16 protein-coding genes are annotated in these 18,639 nt (G+C 70.2%); 5 read left to right on the top strand and 11 right to left on the bottom strand.

Annotated features, from left to right (window positions below):
* Window positions 1-2,118: molybdopterin cofactor-binding domain-containing protein (locus VKT83_04900; protein ID HLY21789.1), on the top strand; the 2,118-nt coding region annotated here is incomplete at its 5' end.
* On the opposite strand, the gene VKT83_04895 is transcribed toward VKT83_04900, so the two are convergent.
* A complete protein-coding gene (locus VKT83_04895) occupies window positions 2,090-3,031 on the bottom strand; it encodes an LLM class flavin-dependent oxidoreductase (GenBank protein HLY21788.1) in 942 nt (313 codons plus the stop codon). The genes VKT83_04900 and VKT83_04895 overlap by 29 nt on opposite strands.
* 169 nt (window positions 3,032-3,200) lie before the next feature.
* Between VKT83_04895 and VKT83_04890 the strand changes: the two genes are divergently transcribed.
* Entirely contained in the window at window positions 3,201-4,175 is a 975-nt protein-coding gene (locus VKT83_04890) for an LLM class flavin-dependent oxidoreductase (GenBank protein HLY21787.1), read from the top strand.
* 1 nt (window position 4,176) lies between these two features.
* On the opposite strand, the gene VKT83_04885 is transcribed toward VKT83_04890, so the two are convergent.
* Both VKT83_04885 and VKT83_04880 read right to left on the bottom strand, forming a co-directional pair.
* Window positions 4,177-4,761: a nitroreductase gene (locus VKT83_04885; protein HLY21786.1), complete on the bottom strand. Its 585-nt coding sequence runs from the start codon at window positions 4,759-4,761 to the stop codon at window positions 4,177-4,179.
* The gene (locus VKT83_04880) at window positions 4,754-5,425 is read right to left on the bottom strand and encodes a DUF1684 domain-containing protein (protein ID HLY21785.1); all 672 of its coding nucleotides are present in this window, start codon (window positions 5,423-5,425) and stop codon (window positions 4,754-4,756) included. The genes VKT83_04885 and VKT83_04880 overlap by 8 nt, the downstream gene beginning before the upstream one ends.
* 118 nt (window positions 5,426-5,543) lie before the next feature.
* Between VKT83_04880 and VKT83_04875 the strand changes: the two genes are divergently transcribed.
* The gene (locus tag VKT83_04875; GenBank protein HLY21784.1) at window positions 5,544-5,969 is read left to right on the top strand and encodes an STAS domain-containing protein; all 426 of its coding nucleotides are present in this window, start codon (window positions 5,544-5,546) and stop codon (window positions 5,967-5,969) included.
* On the opposite strand, the gene VKT83_04870 is transcribed toward VKT83_04875, so the two are convergent.
* Window positions 5,884-6,471, bottom strand: a complete 588-nt coding sequence (locus VKT83_04870; protein HLY21783.1) for a DNA-3-methyladenine glycosylase I — start codon at window positions 6,469-6,471, stop codon at window positions 5,884-5,886. The two genes, VKT83_04875 and VKT83_04870, sit on opposite strands and share 86 nt — an antisense overlap.
* Window positions 6,472-6,689: 218 nt before the next feature.
* Here VKT83_04870 and VKT83_04865 point away from each other — a divergent pair, with 218 nt between their 5' ends.
* A complete protein-coding gene (locus tag VKT83_04865; GenBank protein HLY21782.1) occupies window positions 6,690-7,985 on the top strand; it encodes an acyl-CoA thioesterase/bile acid-CoA:amino acid N-acyltransferase family protein in 1,296 nt (431 codons plus the stop codon).
* A 3-nt stretch (window positions 7,986-7,988) separates the two neighbouring features.
* Here VKT83_04865 and VKT83_04860 read toward each other — a convergent pair whose 3' ends face one another.
* Genes VKT83_04860 through VKT83_04850 form a run of 3 tightly spaced genes read right to left on the bottom strand, consistent with a single transcriptional unit; the run spans window position 7,989 to window position 12,689 of the window.
* Window positions 7,989-9,704: a thiamine pyrophosphate-dependent enzyme gene (locus VKT83_04860; protein HLY21781.1), complete on the bottom strand. Its 1,716-nt coding sequence runs from the start codon at window positions 9,702-9,704 to the stop codon at window positions 7,989-7,991.
* 29 nt (window positions 9,705-9,733) lie between these two features.
* Complete coding sequence (locus VKT83_04855) at window positions 9,734-11,875, bottom strand: acetate--CoA ligase family protein (protein ID HLY21780.1); 2,142 nt, start codon at window positions 11,873-11,875, stop codon at window positions 9,734-9,736.
* 37 nt (window positions 11,876-11,912) lie between these two features.
* Window positions 11,913-12,689 (bottom strand): enoyl-CoA hydratase/isomerase family protein, encoded by a 777-nt coding sequence (locus tag VKT83_04850; protein ID HLY21779.1) that lies wholly within the window; start codon window positions 12,687-12,689, stop codon window positions 11,913-11,915.
* 229 nt (window positions 12,690-12,918) lie between these two features.
* Here VKT83_04850 and VKT83_04845 point away from each other — a divergent pair, with 229 nt between their 5' ends.
* A complete protein-coding gene (locus VKT83_04845) occupies window positions 12,919-13,110 on the top strand; it encodes a hypothetical protein (protein HLY21778.1) in 192 nt (63 codons plus the stop codon).
* Window positions 13,111-13,213: 103 nt separating this feature from the next.
* Here VKT83_04845 and VKT83_04840 read toward each other — a convergent pair whose 3' ends face one another.
* The 4 genes from VKT83_04840 to VKT83_04825 form a co-directional block, all read right to left on the bottom strand.
* Window positions 13,214-14,833, bottom strand: coding sequence for a molybdopterin-dependent oxidoreductase (locus VKT83_04840; protein ID HLY21777.1), 1,620 nt, complete (start codon window positions 14,831-14,833; stop codon window positions 13,214-13,216).
* A gap of 135 nt (window positions 14,834-14,968) precedes the next feature.
* Entirely contained in the window at window positions 14,969-16,492 is a 1,524-nt protein-coding gene (locus tag VKT83_04835) for a TlpA family protein disulfide reductase (GenBank protein ID HLY21776.1), read from the bottom strand.
* Window positions 16,493-16,500: 8 nt separating this feature from the next.
* On the bottom strand, window positions 16,501-18,435 hold the full coding sequence (locus VKT83_04830; GenBank protein HLY21775.1) for a hypothetical protein: 1,935 nt from the start codon (window positions 18,433-18,435) through the stop codon (window positions 16,501-16,503).
* Window positions 18,436-18,485: 50 nt separating this feature from the next.
* A partial coding sequence (locus VKT83_04825) for a GYD domain-containing protein (protein HLY21774.1) occupies window positions 18,486-18,639 on the bottom strand: 154 nt, incomplete at its 5' end.

The raw sequence follows: 18,639 nt of genomic DNA, 5'->3' as shown, positions 1-18,639 counted from the left end.
CGCCCGTTGATGCCGATGGTCGCGTCGCCCGCGCCGCGATGCGCCGTGACGCAGCGCCCACTCGCACCGGACCGGGTGCGCTACGCCGGCGAAGCGGTCGCGGCCGTCCTAGCCGGCACACCGTACACCGCGGCCGACGCGGCGGCGGCCGTGGCCGTGGAATACGAGCCGCTTCCAGTGGCGGCGGATCCGCGGCAGGCCGCCGGCGACGGTACGCCGCCGCTCCACGACGGCTGCGCAGACAACATCGTCGGCATCTGGCAGACGACGGTCGGGCAACCGGATGAGGCGTTCGCGCGGGCGGCCGTTACGGTCGAGCTCGATCTCGAGATGCCGCGCAGCTCCGCCCAGCCGATCGAAACACGCGGCGTCGTGGCGCAGTACGATCCGGCGGACGATCTGTTGACCGTGTGGACGTCGACGCAGGTGCCCCACGTGATCCGCTTGGGCCTCGCGCTCGCGCTGGACCGCTCCGAGGAGAGCATCCGTGTCGTAGCACCGGACGTCGGCGGCGCCTTCGGCAGCAAACTCTGTTTGGCGCCTGAAGAGGTGCTCTGCGCTCATCTCGCGCTGACCACCGGGCGGCCGGTCAAGTGGATCGAGTCCCGGCACGAGCATCTCGTGCTGACCGGGCACAGCCGGGGGCAGCGGCACCGCATCGCGCTCGCGCTCGCGACCGACGGGAGGATCCTGGGGCTGCGCGATCATGTGCTGCACGACAACGGCGCCTACACGCCGTACGGCCTGCGGCTGCCGCTCGTCACGCTGGCGAGCCTCGCCGGTCCGTACCGGATTCCGGCGCTCGACCTGCATGCCACCTCGGTCTTCACCAACAAGCCGCCCGCCATCCCCTACCGCGGCGCGGGGCAGCCGGAAGCCGTGTTCGCGCTCGAACGCGCCATGGATCGCGCGGCCCGCTCGCTCGATCTCGACCCGGCGGAGCTGCGGCGGCGCAATCTCGTGCGGCCCGAGGCGTTTCCCTACCGGACCGGCATCACCCTTGCCGGCGCGGGCGACGTCGTATACGACGCGGGGAGCTGTGCGTCGTGTCTCGACCGCGCCCTGGCCCGCCTCGACCTTCCGGCCTTTCGCCGCGAACAGGCCGCGCAACGCCGGGCCGGACGGTACCTCGGCGCCGGCGTCGCCTGCTACATGGAAGCGACCGGCGCCGGCACGTTTGAGACCGCCCTCGTCCGGATCGACGGCGGCGGAGGGGTGACCGTCGCGTCGGGCATCTGCTCTCAGGGGCAGGGACTCGAAACGCTCCTCGCCGGCATCTGCGCCGAAGCGCTTGGCGTGCCGGCGGAGCGGATTCGGGTCCGGCTCGGGGACACCGCGGCGGTGCCGTACGGCGTCGGGACGTGGGGAAGCCGCGCCGCGGTCGTGGCCGGATCAGCGGTGGCGGAGGCGGCTCGGCGCGTGAAGGAGCGGGTCATCCACGCGGCCGCGCGGACGCTGGAAGCCCGGCCCGCCGACATCCGTCTCGCGGAGGGCCGGGCGTTCGTGGCCGGTGCGCCGGAGCGGGGCATCAGCCTGGCCGATCTGGCCCGCGCGACCGCCTCCGGACGGAGGCCCCTGCTGCTTCCTGACGGGCCGGGCCTCGAGGCCGCGTGCCATTTCGCGCCGGCCGGGGCGACGTACGCGAGCGGCGTGCACGCCGCCGTCGTCGAAGTTGACCCCGAAACCGGCGAGATCCGCATCCTCCGCTACGTGGTCGCCCACGACTGCGGGCGAGTGCTGCAGCCGGCGGCCGTGGAAGGCCAGATCGCGGGCGGCACCGTCCAGGGCATCGGCGGCGCGCTTCGCGAGGCGCTCGGCTACGACGCCCGTGGCCAGCCGCTCGCGGCGTCGCTCGCGGACTACGCGCTGCCGAAGGCCCTCGGCGCCCCGTCGATCGAGCTCGACCACCTGGAAACGCCGAGCGCGCTCAACCCGCTCGGCGCCCGCGGCGCGGGCGAAGGCGGCACGATCCCCGCCTACGCCGTGATCGCCTGCGCCGTCGAAGACGCGCTCCGGCCGTTCGGCGTCACGATCGACACCGTGCCGATCACGCCCGCGATGGTCAGGCGGCTTCTCACCGCCGCGCGACCTACGCCGGTGTCGCCGGCGCGGCCTTGAGCCGCGGGTACACGGCGTCGAGAAACCGGCGGATCTGCACCGGCGCATCCCACGCGGCGAACCGCAGAATCGGCAGCCGGCAGCCCGCGTCGACGTACGCCTGAATCCGCGCGGCGACTTCCTCGGCCGGCCCGGCGGCCAGCCAGATCCGCAGAAAGTCGTCGCGCAGCGGGCCGTAGTAGCGCGTCAGGAAGCCCACCCCATCGTCCCAGGCGCGCCGCGGATCGTCGTTGATGTTGATCATCATGTGGTACGAGGTGGGAAACGCGTTCGGGTCGCGGCCGGCGTCGCGCAGGTGGTGGGAGAGCAATTGCCACCGCGCCGCGAACACCGCCGGCGTCGGCCCGCCGTCCGTCATCCATCCGTCGCCAAGCGACGCCACCCGCCGGCACTGCCGGTCCGCCAGGTCGGGCTTGTCCAGGTTCGGCTCGTTCGCGACCCACACCGGCAGCGGCCGCTGCACCGGACGCGGCTCGAGCGTAAGATCCTCGAACCGGTAGTGGGCCCCCTCGTGCGTCACCGGCGCCTCGTTGAGCAGCCGGCGCACAACCTCGACGCCCTCTTCGAAACGGCTCACCCGCTCCTTGGGATGAAACCCGAGCACCTGCACCTCGTCGTGCGCTTCGCCCATGCCCTCGCCGCCGCTCGCCCCCATGCACGCGCACAAGAGCGCGCGTCCCCGGCTCAGGACGTCGAGGGTGGCCCACTGAATCGCGAAGATAATGGGATTCCGGTAGACAAAGCTCGCCATGCACGCCGTCCCCAGGCGCACGCGCGTCGTTCTCGCCGCGATCGCGGACAGCGTCGCCACCGCCTCGAGCCGGGGCTTCGCGATCAGGCTGTCGCCGACCCAGACCGAGTCGAACGCCTCCGTCCGGTCGGCGATTTCACTCAACTCCAAGATCTCGTCCACGGAAATGGCTCCGAACAGTACGCCACGATTCGGCAGGCTCAAGCCAATCTTCACTCCTCGACCTCCCTGGACGGCGTGACAAAAGGGTAATCGAACCCCCCTCCCAAAATCATCGTCCGGCCAACGATAACCCTGCACGAACAGTCAACAGAATGAGGTGAGCGGACCGATGAAGTTCGCGCTGACGCTGCCGAACCGCGGCGTGCTCTACGGCGTCACCACCCCCGAGCAAATGCTGCAGATGGCCGAGACCGCCGAGCGATCGGGACGGTACAGCGACGTGTGGGTCGGCGACAGCCTGCTGGGCAAGCCGCGGATGGAGTCGATCACGCTCTTGGCCGGCATCGCCGCACGCACGAAGCGCGTTCGCCTCGCGCCGGCCTGCATGGCCAGCTTCCCGCTGCGGGATCCGGTCCTGCTCGCGTACCAGTGGGCGAGCCTGGATCTGCTGGCGGGCGGCCGCACGCTCCTCATGGCCTGCACCGGCATCGTGCCCCAGGCGGGCGGCGCGGTGGAAGCCGCGCACTACGGCGTCGACGGCAAAGCCCGCGTCGAGCGCATGGTCGAGTGGATCACAATCTTGAAAAAGCTGTGGACTGAAGACGAGGTCACCTTCGAAGGCAAGCACTACCGCCTGCAGGGCATTACGATCGAGCCGAAGCCCGCGGCCAAGCCCCGGCCGCCGATCTGGATCGCCAACAACGCCACGGGGCCGCGCGACCGCATCGAGCGCACGCACCTTCGGGTCGCCCGGCACGCCGACGGCTGGCAGACGTCGCTGTCCGATCCGGAAGATGTGGAGTGGCGGCTCAACGACATCCGCCAGAAGGCGCGCGAGCTCGGCCGGAACCCCGACGAGCTGGAAACGAGCGTCTACCACAACATCAACGTCAACGAGGACCGCCGCGCGGCGCTCGACGAGTCGAAGAAGTTTCTCGACGCCTATTACACGGTGGACTTCAAGCCGGACCGGGTGGAGAGCTGGACGGCGGCCGGCTCGCCGAAGCAGTGTATCGAGCATCTCAACGTGTACGCGCGGATGGGCATCAACACGATCGGGCTGCGCTGCACCGGCTGGGACCAGATGGGCCAGCTGCGCCGCGTGATCGACGACGTACTCCCCTACGTGGAGGGCGGCCGCTAGCCTAGCGGAGCCAGACCGTCTTCTCCGCGGCCGGCGTGCGGCGGCGCGCCGGGACGTCCACGGGATAGCCCGCGTAGACGAGGCCGATGACTCGGCGGTTGTCCGGCAGCCCGAGCAGGCGCCGCAGCGCCGGATCGTCCCGAATCGCGCCCGTCCGGAAATAGGTTCCCAGCCCCTCGGCCCAGGCGCCGAGCATGAACGCGTACGCCGCGCCGTACGTGGCCCAGATGTCTTCCTCCCGCGCCTCGGGATCGTCCGGCAGGTGCGAGGTCACGGCGATGATCAACGGCGTCTCCACCGTGTCGCGGTACACTTTGTCGAGCGCCGCCTGCACTTCCGGGGCGTCGGGGTTCGGCATGGCCTTGCGCCGCGCGTCGCGCCGGATCTCGGCGAAGCGCCGCTTGGACTCGCCTTCGAGCACGAAGAACTGCCACGGCTCGGTCACGCGGTGATTGGGCGCCCAGACCGCGGCGTCCAAGAGACGCGCCACCAGATCGTGGGGCACGGGATCGGGCTTCAGTTTGGGCACGCTGCGCCGGCCCCGGATGACGTCCAGTACCGCCGCCGCGCGGCTTGTGTCAGACATCGGTCGCCTCCTCGACAGGTGCTCCCGGAGCGCGCTCGCCGGCCTGCACCGCGATCGTCAACCGGTTCTCCGGGGGCGCGAGCGGGCAACTCCAGCGGGAATCGTACGCGCACGATGGATTATAAGCAAAATTGAAGTCCAGGACGAGGCGTCCCTCCCGGACGCCCAGGTCCGCCCCTTTGACCGTGTCGAGCAGGTAGCGGCCGCCGCCGTAGGTCCCGGCGCCGTTCGTCGCGTCGCGAAACGGAAGGAACAGCCCGCCGCCGTACCCCTCCAGCCAGTACAGGCCGAGCGTCACCGAGTGGCCGAACAGCGTGAACCGGGCGTCGGCGAACCGCGTGAATTGGTAGGTCCCCCCGTCGCTCGCGGTGACGTCGCGCGAGACCGGCGCAACGGCGGCCACCTCCGCGAGGGCCCGCGCGGCGGGATCGTAGGGATAGTAGGCGACGGCGAGACGCCCGCGGTCGGGCACGGGCACCGGGGATTGCGGATGATTCCGGAACAGGTCGTCTCTCGCCGCGCGCCACGAGGTCCAGGCCGCCGGCGGCTCCGGGGACGTCCGGACCGCCTGGTACAGCGCCGACACCCTCCGCTTCCAATCCAACAGCGCCAGCCGCTCCGCCGCCGCGGCGGCCTGAGGCGCATCGGGGCCGCCCGTCTCCATCTCAACCGCCTCGCTTCGCCGCGTTTCCGCCGGAGCGGAGGCGGGTAAATTTCAGTCGCGCAGGAGTTTTGAGGCGGTCCCGGGCGCCGCCAACGTCTGCGCTGGGGGCGTGGCTCAGATGGAACATCCGCTCTTGACCTGCCAGGTGAATGAAGCGTCCTTTGCCAACGTCGTCCACCCGCACGGCGAGATCGACCTCTCGACGGTGCCGATTCTTCGAGGCGCGCTGGACGAAGCGGTCGCGCTCGGCCACCACGTGATCGTGGACCTCACCGACGTCACCTTCATCGACAGCACAGGGTTTCGCGAGTTCCTCGTTCACCGCCGGGTGTGCCGCGAGAACGACCGTCTCATGGTGCTGGTCAATCCCCGGGACCGGGTTCAGCACGTCATCGAGACGCTGAACTTCTTCCAGATGATTCCGGTCTTCCCGTCGATGGAGGCGGCGCAGACTTCGCTCAAGGGTGTGCCGCTGCCCGGCGACCGGCGGAGTGTCGGAAGCACGTCACGAGATGATCGTCCACGAGTCCGGCCGCCTGCATGAACGCGTAACAGATGGTGGGGCCCACGAAGGCGAAGCCCCGCCCCCGCAGGTCTTTGCTCATCGCGCGCGACTCCGGCGTTTCGGCCGGAACGTCCCGCGGGCTGCGGCGGATCCGGCGGATGGGCGCGCCGTCGACGAACCGCCACACGTAGGCGTCGAAGCTTCCGCACTCCTCTCGCACCGCGAGCACGGCCCGCGCGTTCGTCACCGCGGCGTCGATCTTCAACCTGTTTCGCACCAGCCCGGGATCGCGCAGAAGCCGCCGGCGCCGCCCGGCGTCGAAGCGGGCGACCGCCTCCGGATCGAACTGCGCGAACGCGGCGCGGTACTGCGGGCGCTTGCGGAGAATCGTCATCCAGCTCAGGCCGGCCTGCGCCCCTTCCAAGATCAAGAGCTCAAACAGCGCGCGGTCGTCGTGGACGGGCCTGCCCCACTCGGCATCGTGATAGGCGATCAGCAGCGGATCGCCGGCCGCCCACCAGCAGCGCCGCCGGACCGGCATTAGAGCTGCCTCAGGATCGCGGCCGCGCCGCGCCTACACATACGGCACCGCGGCGGCACGGCGGCTGCTCCAACGGATCCGCGTGCTCATCCAGTCTCCCCGGCGCGCGCACCGTGCGGCGAGTCAACGAGCGGGCCTCGACCATCTTTCACCAGACAAGATCGGGTGACCTTTGCGGGGGCCGCGCGGCGCCCCGACCGGTTGATACACTCGAAGGCGTGACCGAAGCAACCAGCGTTCGCGTGACCGTGACGCCGTCCCAGCCGCTGGTGGACGATCCGCTGGGCATTGTTGTGTCCGGCGGCCGCCCGGGCCAATCCGTCGTCGTGCGCGCGCGGATGCGCGACGGCCTGGGGCGCCGATGGGAATCCCACGCGGCGTTCGAGGCCGATGACCGCGGAGACGTCGAGGTCGCGAACAGGCGTCCGCTCGCCGGAACGTACGACGCCGCGGACGCCCGAGGGCTCCTCTGGTCCATGCGGTTGGCGGACGGCGAGCCCGGTGGGGGATGGACGAACGCGTCCCCGCTCGAGACCGAGTTCATCGCGGAGTCGGGCGGTGAGCGGGCCGGTTCTGCACGCGTCAGCCGCTTGTTCGCCGGGCCCGGCGTCTCCCGAACGGAAGTGCGCGACAACGGCCTCGTCGCCACCTTCTTCCGGCCTGCCGGTGCCGCGCCGCGCCCGGCCGTGGTGGTCGTGCCCGGATCCGGCGGCGGCGTGCCCGAAGGCCCCGCGGCCCTGCTGGCGTCGCACGGCTTCGCCGGGCTCGCGCTCGCCTATTTCCGGGCGGGGCATCTTCCCGAGTCGCTCGCGGAGATTCCGCTCGAATATTTTGAAACGGCGATCCGGTGGCTGCGCCGCCACGAAGCCGTGGCCGGGCGGCCACTCGGGGTCATGGGCGCCTCGCGCGGCGGAGAGCTCGCGCTGCTGCTCGGCTCGACGTTTTCCGACTTCAGCGCGGTGGTGGGGTACGTTCCCAGCGGTGTCGCCCATGCCGGCATCTCGGGCGGCGGCCTGCGCGAAGCGAGGCGGAGACCGGCGTGGATCTACAAGGGCAAGGCGGCCCAGCCGTTCATCGCCTCGCGGGATGCGGACCGGATGGAAGAGCCGGCGCCGGCGCCGGAGCCGCTCGCCCTCACGCCGTTCTTCCTGCGGGCGCTCGAGGACCGGGCCGCGGCCGAAGCCGCCGAGATCCCGGTGGAGCGAATCAACGGACCCGTATTGTTGATCTCGGGACAGGACGATCAGATGTGGCCGTCACCTGTGCTCGCAGACATCGCCATGAAGCGGCTCGCGCGGCATCAGCACCGGTTCCCGTACTCGCACCTGTCGTATCCGGGGGCCGGCCATCTCATCGGCCAGCCCGGCCTGCCGGCGACGGTCGCGGCGTCACTGCACCCGCTCGCCGGGCGGTCGTTGGCGTTCGGCGGCAATCCGAGGGACAACGCCGCGGCGGCCGCGGACTCCTGGCCGAAGGTCCTCGCGCTCTTCCGGGAGGCGCTGGCGCGGAACTGAGCCCTACCGCTCGATCCCCGGCCGAATCACCGGCCACGGGAACGGCATCGGCCCGACCGGGACCTCGATCAGGGCCGGCGCATCGTCGCGCAACGCCGCAGCCAGCTGGGTCCGGAGCCCGTCCGGGCCGTCCGCCCGCAGACCTCTGACTCCGAACGCGTCCGCGAGCTTCATGAAATCCGGATTATACAAGTCTGACGCGATCAGATGGCCCCCGTAGAGCTGCTCCTGCATGCGCCGCACGTTGCCGAACGCGCCGTCGTTGAACACGATCGCGATCGCATTGATGCGGTGCAGCATCGCGGTGGCCAGCTCCTGAACCTGGTACATGAAGCCCCCGTCGCCGCAGATCGCGACGACCCGCTGCGCCGGAGCGCCCACCTGCGCGCCGAGGGCCGTGCCGTATTCGTACCCGAGGGTGCCCTGGTAGCCCGGGGTAATGAGCGTCCTCGGCCGGTAGATGGGAAACGTTCCAAACTGAATCCAATACCCAAGCTGCGTGACGCCGCTGACCACGATCCCGTCCTCGGGCAGCGCGTCGCGGATCGCGTGCGCGTACGATCGCTGCGGCTCCAGCGCGCCGAGCGCTTCTTCGACCTTGCGCCTGACCGCCTCGCACTCTTCCCGGCGGGAGGCGCGCCCGCGGTTGTGCCGAGGGATTCGCGACAGCAGGTCCTGCAGCACCAGGTCCGCGTCGCCCACGATCCCGGCGGTCACCGGGCAGTTCCGCCCGATCTCGTCCCGGTCGACGTCGACCTGAATTACCGTCTGGTCGGCCCGCGGCCTCCACTTGGACTGCGCCGGCTGCAGGAACCGAGTACCCACCACGAGCACGACATCGGCCGGCGGCAGCAGCTCCGGTCCGGCGACCATGGTCTGCGCGAGGTAGTGCCGGTCCGAGATCGCGCCGCGGCCGCTGCTCGACATGATCACCGGCGCCTCGAGCATCTCGGCCAGCCGCTCGAGAGCCGTCCACGCGCCGGAGCGCAGCACGCCGCCGCCGGTGAAGATGACCGGCCGTTCGGCGCGGCCCAGCCGTTCGGCCGCCGCCTCGATCGCGTCGGGATCGCCGCCTTCTCGCTCGGGCTCCACGCGGGCGGGGAGCACCACCTCGCCCGAGTTCTGGAGCGTGTCTTGTGGAACCTCGACAGACACGGGGCGCACGTGGCCGCTGCGCAGCTGCCGGAACGCCTCATGCACCACGCCCGGGACGTCTTCCGGGCGCGCCGCCAGGCCGGCCCATTTCGTGAAGGACCGCGCGGCGCCCAATTGGTCCGGGATCTCATGCAGCATCCCGGAGCCGCGTCCGATGTAGCTAAACGGAATCTGTCCCGCGATGCAGAGCACCGGTGCGGAGCAGGCGTACGCCGTCGAGAGGCCGGACGCCGCGTTCAAGATCCCGGGGCCCGGAACCACAAGACACGTCCCCACCCGTCCGGTCGTGCGCGCGTAGCCGTCGGCCATGTAGGAGGCCGCCTGCTCGTGCCGTGTGTGGTAGACGCGAATCGCGTCGCGCGCCTCCCACAGCGCATCGAAGGCGCCGTCCAGCTGCACCCCCGGAAGCCCGAAGAGCACATCAACGCCTTGAATTTTGAGGCTCTCCACGAGAGCCTGGCCGCCGGTCATGCGCTTCGCGGCGGACTGCGCGCGCTGCGCCGCGGCCACACCGACGGTAGCCCGCGTCTCGTGTCCCTGACCCGCGCGGTCCCTCTCGCTCATGGCGTTCCTCCGTTCTGCGTTGCTGCCGGTCAACCGCCCGCCCCGGCCGGGAGCGGGCCGAGGGTCGCGCGCGAGTCCACGGCGACCGCGCCCTTCCCCGCCGCGCGGACGACGATCGGATTCACATCCAACTCGATCAGCCGGTCGCCCAGATCCGCGGCCAGCCAGCTCACGCGGCTGGCGATCTCCGCGAGACGCTCCACATCCAGCGGCGGCCGTCCCCGTACGCCGGACAGCACCGGCCATAGCCGCAGGCCCTGCAACAACACTACGGCGCGCTGCGGAGTGATCGGCGCCGGGGCCACCTGGACGTCGCGCAGGACTTCGACCAGCAGCCCGCCCCATCCCACGAGCAGGACGGGCCCGAACTGCTCGTCGCGCTTGGCGCCGACGATCACCTCCGCCTCGCCGGCCGCCATCTCCTGTACCACGCAGCCTTCGAGTTCCACGCCGGACAGCCGGCGCACCGCGGCCGCGATCGCATCCCACGCCCGGGCGACGGCGCCGGCATCGGCCAATCCAAGGTGGACGGCGCCGGCATCGCTCTTGTGAACGAGGCCCCGGCAGAGAGCCTTGAGCGCGACGGGATACCCGAGCGACTCGGCGGCAGCGACCGCCTCCTCGACCCCTGCCGCCACTCTCTCCCTCGCGACTGGAATGCCGTAGGCTTCGAGGACCGCTCGGACCTCCGGTGCCGTGAGCGTCCCTGCCGGGAGCCGCCGCAGCATCTCGCGCGCGCCCGCGGCGAGCGTGGGACGGACGGCCGCGGACGGGAAACTTGGCGGCGCTCGGCGGTACGCGGTCCACAGTTTCGCGACCCGAAGCGCATCGTCCAGGCGGTCGTAATACCGGCAGCCGAGCTCGCGAAGGATGCGGCGCGGGCCGTCGGCCGCCGACCCGGGCGTCACCGCAAAGAGAACCGGCTTCCCGCTCCGCAACCCCGCCGACGCGAGCGCCCGCGTCGTGTCCTCGTAGAACGGCACCGTCGTCAGGGCCACCAGCACGGCGCCCACCCCGGCGTCGCCCGCGAGGAGCGACATCGCCCGCTCTGCCGTCGCGATCGGATCCCCGTCGCGGCGCCCGCCCAGGTCGATCGGGTTGTCGGCCTGCGGCGGAAGGAGAATCTCGAGCAGCCCCTGCTTCGTGCCGGGCTGGAGCGCGGCCAGGCGAATACCTGCCTCGGTCACGCGGTCGACGGCGATCGCGGCGCCCCCGCCGGACGGTGACAGCACCGCGAGGCGATCCTCTCCTCTCGCGGGCCACCGCCCGAGCACGTCCGCCGCCAGGATCATGCCGTCGGGATCATCGGTCAGCAGAACGCCGCGCTCCCGGCACGCCGCCTCGAAAACGGCGTATGAGCCGGCGAGGCTCGCGGTGTGCGAGCGGGCGGCCCGCACTCCGACGTCGGTGCGGCCGGCCTTCATCACCACGAGGGGCTTCTCCCGCACGCGGGCGTCCTCCGCCAGGGCCAGGAATCGCCGCACGTCGCGGAAGCCTTCCACATAGAGACAGATTGCGTTCGTCCCCGGGTCGTCCAGCATATACTCGAGGACGTCGCAGATCTCGACGTCCGCTTGATTGCCGAGCGACACGCAGGCGCTGAACCCGATGCCCGCGTCGTGCGCGCGATTGTACATCGACACCATCAGGGCGCCGCTTTGGCTGATGAGACCGACCCGGCCCCGCAGCAGCGATTCCACGTCCAGCACCAGGGACGACGTGAGGGCCAGGTGGTGATGCGGATTGATCAGCCCCATGCAGTTGGGGCCGACGAGGCGCAGGCCCGACCGGCGCACGATCTCGACGAGCGCGTCCTGGCGCGCGGCGCCGTCGGCGCCGGCCTCGGCAAAGCCGGTCGTCATGACGACACAGCAGCGGACGCCGGCGTCCGCGCACTCGGCGACCGCGGGAACGACCGCCTCCGGAGGGACCGCCAGGATCGCCACGTCGACGGGCCCCGGCGCCTCCCCGATGCGCGCGTAGCACGGGCGGTCCAGCACCGCTGCCCGGCCCGGATTGATCGGCACGATCCGTCCGCCGAAGCCGTGCTTGACCAGATAGTGCATGATTCGCCCGCCGAACTTCGCCACGTTCTCGGACGCGCCGAACACGGCGACCGATGCGGGGTGCAGAATGTCCCGCACCGTCGCCCGTGAGTGACCCCCGGTCATCCGTCGCGCCTCAAGACGGCGAGATCCCCGCCGCCGCCTACCGTCCTTGGAATGCCGGCGTTCGCTTTTCTTTGAACGCCGCGATACCCTCGTGCGCGTCGTGAGAGCCGAGGATACGCTGCGACCAGCGTTCTTCCAGCGCCGCGGCTTCGCTCAGGCCGTCGTGGGCCTGCGCGTGGACACCCTCCTTGATCGCCTGCATTGCGAGCGGCGCGCCGGACGACAGGCGGTCGGCGATTCGGCCGGCTTCGGCGTCGAGCGCATCGTCGGGAACGACGCGGCTCACGAGCCCGAGCTCGAAGGCCCGCTGTCCAGGCAGATCCTCTCCGAGCAGCAGGACGTCCAAGGACCGGTTGCGGCCGATGTAATGCACGAGCCTGACCATCCCGAGGCTCCAGGTCGGGATCATCCCCAAGTACACGTCGCCGGCGCGGAAGGTCGCCCCGGCCGCGGCGACGCGGATGTCGCAGGCCCAGGCGAGGCCGGTCCCGCCGCCGATGCACCAGCCCCGGACGGCGGCGACGACGGGTTTTGGGAACGTCTCGATGCGGTCGACGATGTGCCGGCCCGCCTCGCGGAACTTCCGGCCGGCCTCGGCCGTGTGCTCCGCTTCGTCGCGGAGGTCGGCTCCGGCGCAGAAGGCCCGCGACCCCGCTCCCGTCAGGATGACGGCGCGCGTCTCAGCCCTCGCGGCCACCTGGTGGAAGGCCTCTTCGAGCTCGCGCAGCATCTGGGACGTGATGAGATTCAACGGAGGACGATTCAGGGTGATCGTTGAGACTCCCGCGCGATGGGTGAGCGCAACGGTCTCCACCAGAGACACTCCCCTTTGCTGAAATCGCCTAGGGTCTAGTAATGTAACAGACGCCTCAAGACCTCCCGCCCTGCCGCCGCGCCGTCTTCACAATCTTCCCATAGGTTCTTTGCGAGATTTTGAAGGGTGGCGGGTATCATCACACCAACGGGCAGCGACGCCGAGTGAGCGACCTGGGAACATCCCGGCGCGCGGATCCGAGGCTCTTGCCCGAAAGGGGGTAATCGACATGTCGCGCGTTCGGTGTCCCGAGTGCGGAGCAGAGACGGAAATCGCCCCCCACAACGGTGGAGAAGTCGTCGCCGCCTACTGCCTCAGGCACCGCGGCGGCGCGGACGGCCACACGCGCCCCGTGTATATGGTGTCGGTCCAGGTTGAAGCCGAGCCGGCCGCAGCCCCGCTCGAGCCCATCGCGGCTTAAGGTCAGCCCACGACAGCCGGGGCCGGCCGGCGGCGCCGCCGGTCGGCCCCGGTGTTTTCCGACGATTCCGCCGCCGGAACGTCAGAGCTTTTCCGTGCGCGCGTTACCCGCCAACGTGGAGCCGGATCTCATGATATCCTTCCGCTCCGTCCGGCAATCGCCGCAGGCTTCCACGCTGCATCATCCCGCTACCGTCCACGGCCCGAACCTGCAACGCATACTCGCCGGGCGCCGGCGGCGTCCATTCCGCCGACCAGAACTGCCAGGTGTTCGCGGCGAGCCCGTCCTTGACGGCCGCCTGGAACCACGTCTCACCGCGGTCGGCGCTGAGCTCCACCCGAGCAATACCGCGGCTGCCGGCAAACGCCCACCCGCCGAACCGGACCACGCCCCCGTCTGTCACCTCGACGCTGAACGCGCTGCTCGTCTTGACGATGGCCTGCGTGCCAAAGCGCTGGTGCTGCCAATGCTCCCAGTACCCGGTCACCTCGGAATTCGCGGCTTCAATCCCGGTGAGCCACTTGGGCTGTTTCGTCCCATACCGATTCGGAAGGAGCACCCGCACCGGCGCCCCGTGCTGCTGCGGGAGCGGTGCGCCGTTCATCTCGTAGGCAAGGAGCGACTCTGGATCCAGCGCGACCGCCAGGGGAACCGACTCGAAGTAGCCGTCCGCGCTGTGCCAGACGATCGCGGTCGACCCCGGCCGGATTTCCGTCAGGGCGAGGATGTCGCGAACACGTATGCCCTTCCATCTGGCGTTGCCGATCAGATCGCCCCCCACTTCGTTGCTGATGCATTCGAGCGTCTGGTAGCGCTCGACAGAAGGCGCCGACCGGACAAACTCGGCGTAGGGGAGTGTGAGGGGCTTGGCGACAAGACCTTTGACCTGAAGCGACCACTTGGCGACGTCCACCGTCGGATCGAAGGGATAGTTTTTTGAAACCTGATAGAACCGGCCGTTCGGGGTGACCTCAGGCGGCATCCCTTTGATCAGGCGGAGCACCGCGGAGGCCACGGCAGCCGCCCCGGAGGCAACGGCCGCCACCCGCGCTCCCACCACCTCTGACCGGAGGCCGAGACGAGAGGCGGCGGCGGCCACGAGCAGGATCAACGCGGAGCGGCGGAAGAGATCGCGCCGGCTCATGGCCCGCAATGCTGCGGTTTCGAGACCGGAGATCCGGCGGTCCGTTCTGATCCCAACCGGTTTGGGCCGGTTCAGGGTTGCCAGGAAGAATCCGTACACCAGGCTGCCGATGGCCATGGGCAGCGCCGGGGCCGAGATAACCGTCGTCAGGGGCACTCCCAGAACCTGTCCCTCGATGATCGGCAGGACAATATAGGTAAGCGAGACCCAGGTCACCGCCGCGGCCGCCAGTCCGAGGAACGGACGCGGCCACCGGGTCTCCCCAACGGCCCGCACGTACAGCATGCCGCCGACACCGAATCCGATGAGGCTCGTCGCAACGGCGATCACGAAGCCGAGCGGCTTCGCAAAATGTTGAAGCGCCGCAAGGATGAATGCGAACACCGGATACGGAAGCAGCCGGACCAGCCGCTCGGCGAGCGCCTCGACGGGCGTCGGCGATCCCGTTGCGAATCGGAATGCGAACAGCACAAGCGTTGCCGCCGCACCGGCCGCCGCACCGGTTCCGAATCCATGGGCGCTGCCGCCGGCCGGCGGGTTCACCGGTCCGTCTCGATTGACCGCCGTGTTGTAGTCCATGTCGGCCCTCGTATATCTCTTGCCGGAAATCGTCGGGCCATAGACCATCACGAAACAAGAAACCCTTCCGCGCAACACGGAAGGGCCGAAGCCGCGCCGCCCTCGATGGCGGTGCGATCGGTCAGACGAGCCGGCTTATCGGTGTTGGACGATTTGAAGAATGGCGTCGGCCCCGACGGCGACCTCGGAAGCGACGCGGCCGCGCGCGTCGACGAGCACGGCCATGGGCGTCCCGGTCATGCCGAACGCCCGGCTCACGCTGCCGTCGTGATCCATCACCACCGTCGACCGGAACCCGGCCGCCGCCATTTCGCCGGTGTCGCCTCGCGCAATGACGAGCATCCTCAGAGTCGAAAGCGGGACCTTCGCTTCCCATGCCTTGAGCGGCTCGAGCAGTTGCCGGCAGAACCCGCACGACGGGTTCCAGGAGACGAGGAGCCGCTCGACACCCTGGCTGTCCTCGAGGCGGACCCGTGTACCGTCGAGAGCGGGCAGCGCAAACGCCGGCGCCTCATCACCCGGCCGGAGACCCGGCGCCGGAGGTGGAGCCGCCGCGGCGGGGGCGGTGTGGCCGTTCGACGATCCCCAGGCCGCGAGGCGCGCCTCCCACGGGAGCGACGGGGCGGCCAGCGCGCTGTCGACCAGGCCGCGAATCGCCTCGGCTCCGCTCATCACCGGACTCGCGATCGTCCCGTCGGCTTGGACGAGGACCGCCGACGGCGTTCCAAAAGCCCGATACGCGGTCCCGACCTCGGACCGGCGCTGCCGCAGGACGCTCGACGCGCCGTGCTTCTCCGCCATGGCCCGATTCTCTCGGAGGCTGCCCTCGCTGATGAGCGGCATCGTCAAGACGCCGTCCGCCGCGCGCTGCCACTCCGCGATCTGCGGCATCAGCGCCTCGCACGGACCGCACCGGGGATGCACGAACATCATCACGATCGGGCGTCCCAAGGCGAGAAGGCCGGGCAAATCTTTGGAGGCGCCGGCCAGGTCCTTAAGACTGAACGGCGGCGCCGGGGCACCCACCGGCAATCCGGCAGGTGCTGTGGCCGGCGCGGCGGCCGCGGGCGCAAAGGGTCCCATCTGCCCTGCCGCCACCAACTGCTCGACGGCTTCCAATCGCAGCAAGATGCGCCCCTGCTGACGCAGCATCTCCAGCATGAGGACCACGAGCGCCCCGCCGCAGAGGAGGGCACCCGCGGTCCCGGCCGCGGCCAACCGTCCGGGGGTCATCAGCGAGCCGGCCAACGTGACGACGCTCGGTCCGGGGTCGTTCCAGCCGCCCACCGTGAGGAAGGCCGCCGCGGCGAGCAGGATGCCGTTCCGGACGAGCGTCCCGGGTCCCACCGGCGCCGCCGAGAGCTGCCCGAAACAGCGGCACGCGGGCGCGGTGCCGCGCGCGAGCGCAAGGGCAATTGCCGCCGTGAAGAGCACCAGGAGCACGAGCGCCCCGAGCGCGCCCCATCGCGCCGTTCCCACCGGCAGCAGCGCAAGCGCGGTGATGAGCTCGGCGACCGGCACCAGCGTGCCGAGCGGCGCCGCCAGCCCGGACGGGACGCCGAAGTCGAGCATCGCCTGCCTCGATCCGGCGCGGTCGGCGAGCTTCGCCGTGCCCGCGACCAAAAAGACGGCCGCCAGCACGAGCCGCGCGAGAAGCACTCCCGCGGTTACTGGATGCATTGGGTCCCCAACGGCAGGCATCCGCGACCGCCGCAGCAGACCTGGGTGGCCGGGTTGCAGCACGAGTGGCCGGTCGGGCCGCCGGCGCAGCACACGAACTTCGGCGGACAGCACTGATTGGGCGTGTACTGACAAGGGACCTGGCCCGGCGGGCACGCCGGACCCGTGCACCGCCCGTTCACGCACGTCTGATTCGACGCGCAGCAGACGCCGTTGCAGCACACCGGGTTTGCGACCCCGCAGTAGGTGTTCCCGCACTTGACGCCGGGCGGCTGGCACCGGTAGCTCGTGATCCCGTTCTTCGGATCGACGACCTTCGCGCAGACGTCGTTGACCCCGCAGCACAATTCGCCGCCGCACAGGCCGTGGTCGCAGCAAACGCTGGCGCCGCTGTTCGTCCTCATACAGTGCCAGCCGGACAAACAGCACGTGCTGCCGCAGACCTGCCCCGACTGGCAGCACACCAGGTTCCCCGCCGGGTCCTTGAGGCAGGTCCCGTTGCAGCACGCCATGGCATTCACGACGCTCGTGACGCCGGTGAGGACATTCGTCGTGCTGACGGTGAAGCCGGTGGCGCACCACTGCTGCCCGGTCGGACAACAGATGCCCCACAGCGAATCGGCGCAATGCTGGTCCGGGGCGCAGCAGGACCCGTTACAGCACGTCGAACCGGACGGGCAGCAGGTGTTGACGAGGACGCTCATACCGCCTTGGCCCGCGGGCGGCGCCACGCCGGGGCATCCGATCTGACCCGATGGACAGCAGTAGCCTGTGCCGCCCGTGAGGTTTTCCGCGTTGATGCAGAGCGGCGTACTCGGGTCGCAACAGGTATCGTAGCAGCAGGTGTCTTCGGCCGCGCAGCAGATATTGTTGGTGGGCGGGCACTGCTGTTTGCAGCACGGCCCGCCGGTCTGGTTGCAGTTGTTGTTGCAGTCGATCCAGTCGGATCCGCATGCGACGACGCCGACGACGCAGCCGATCCCAAGCGTCGCGAGACAGGCGCCGGCCGACGCGCTGCCGCAGCCGCCAAATCTCTTGTCGCAGTTGTTGATGCAGTCTTGGCACGGCCCGGAGACGCCCGCACCCTGCGCCACCAACACGGGCGCAGCGAGCGCGGACACGCTCTGCGCCAGAAGCGTCCGCCGGCTCGTTCCGTCGTTCGGCGCCGGAAATTCCGCGCGGCGCGCCGGCCCGGTCGGCGCGTCCCCGCGTACTGTCCGGCAGGTTCGGATCTCGCTGCTCGCATTCGCGAAGAGCGCGCGCACGGCCGCCGCCAGGCCCGGGTCGACGCCGGCCGCGGGAGCCGGGCGTCTGTCCGCAAACCGAAGGGCGGCCGGCGTGCGCACATTGGTCACAAAGCCGCGCCCATCCATGAATCCCGTCACGGTGCCGCCGCTTGCGAGGTACTGGACGCGCCTTACGCCGCGGACGGCGGCGCCGTAGGTGACGGCGCCGCGCGACGCCAGGACACGGCGGTGATCGGGGCCGCGGCCCTGCAGCGCGCTGTGCACCAACTCGAACAGAAGCGCGCCGCCGTGCGTGACCTCGATGTGCAGGCTTACGGAGCGATCGTGGTGGCCGGTAGTAGTTTGCACGCCGTGCAGCACGAGAGGCTTGCCTTGATAGGCCGATTGCGCGGAGAACGTGGTCGTCGTCGTACCCGCGGCCGTGTACTGCAGCGTGCACGGGGCGACGGTGCGCGGCACCGGTAGGATCGGCGGGATCCGCTGGGCGACTTCGCCGTTTGACGCGGCGAAGGCGGTCGTCTTCGCGGCGAGCGTGGATGCGCCCGCGAGGACGGCGCGTTCCAGCAGGCTGCGCCTTGGGACGGCGCCGGAGGCGAGGAATTTCGTCGTCCGGTCAAACCAATGCTCGATCGGCCCGGCCTCCCAGGATCGGATGGCGGTAAAGGGAAAGGGCATCCGACGTTGCTCCGGATGCCCCTCAATTCGCGGCACTCTTGTCGGTATTGCTAGGAGCCCGGTGCGCGATAGTTGACCGTCTTCTTCGCAGCTTGGTCGATCTCTTCGGGGGTCAAAAGCGCCACCGTCTTGACCGAGACTCCCCCAGACGCGTTGATGGCTAGAGAAACTGCAGCAACTGTCACGTTGTCCGGGGCGTCAACT

The sequence above is a fragment of the bacterium genome (assembly GCA_035308905.1).
GTDB lineage: Bacteria > Sysuimicrobiota > Sysuimicrobiia > Sysuimicrobiales > Segetimicrobiaceae > DASSJF01.
This window is presented reverse-complemented; position numbering and strand designations above follow the sequence as displayed.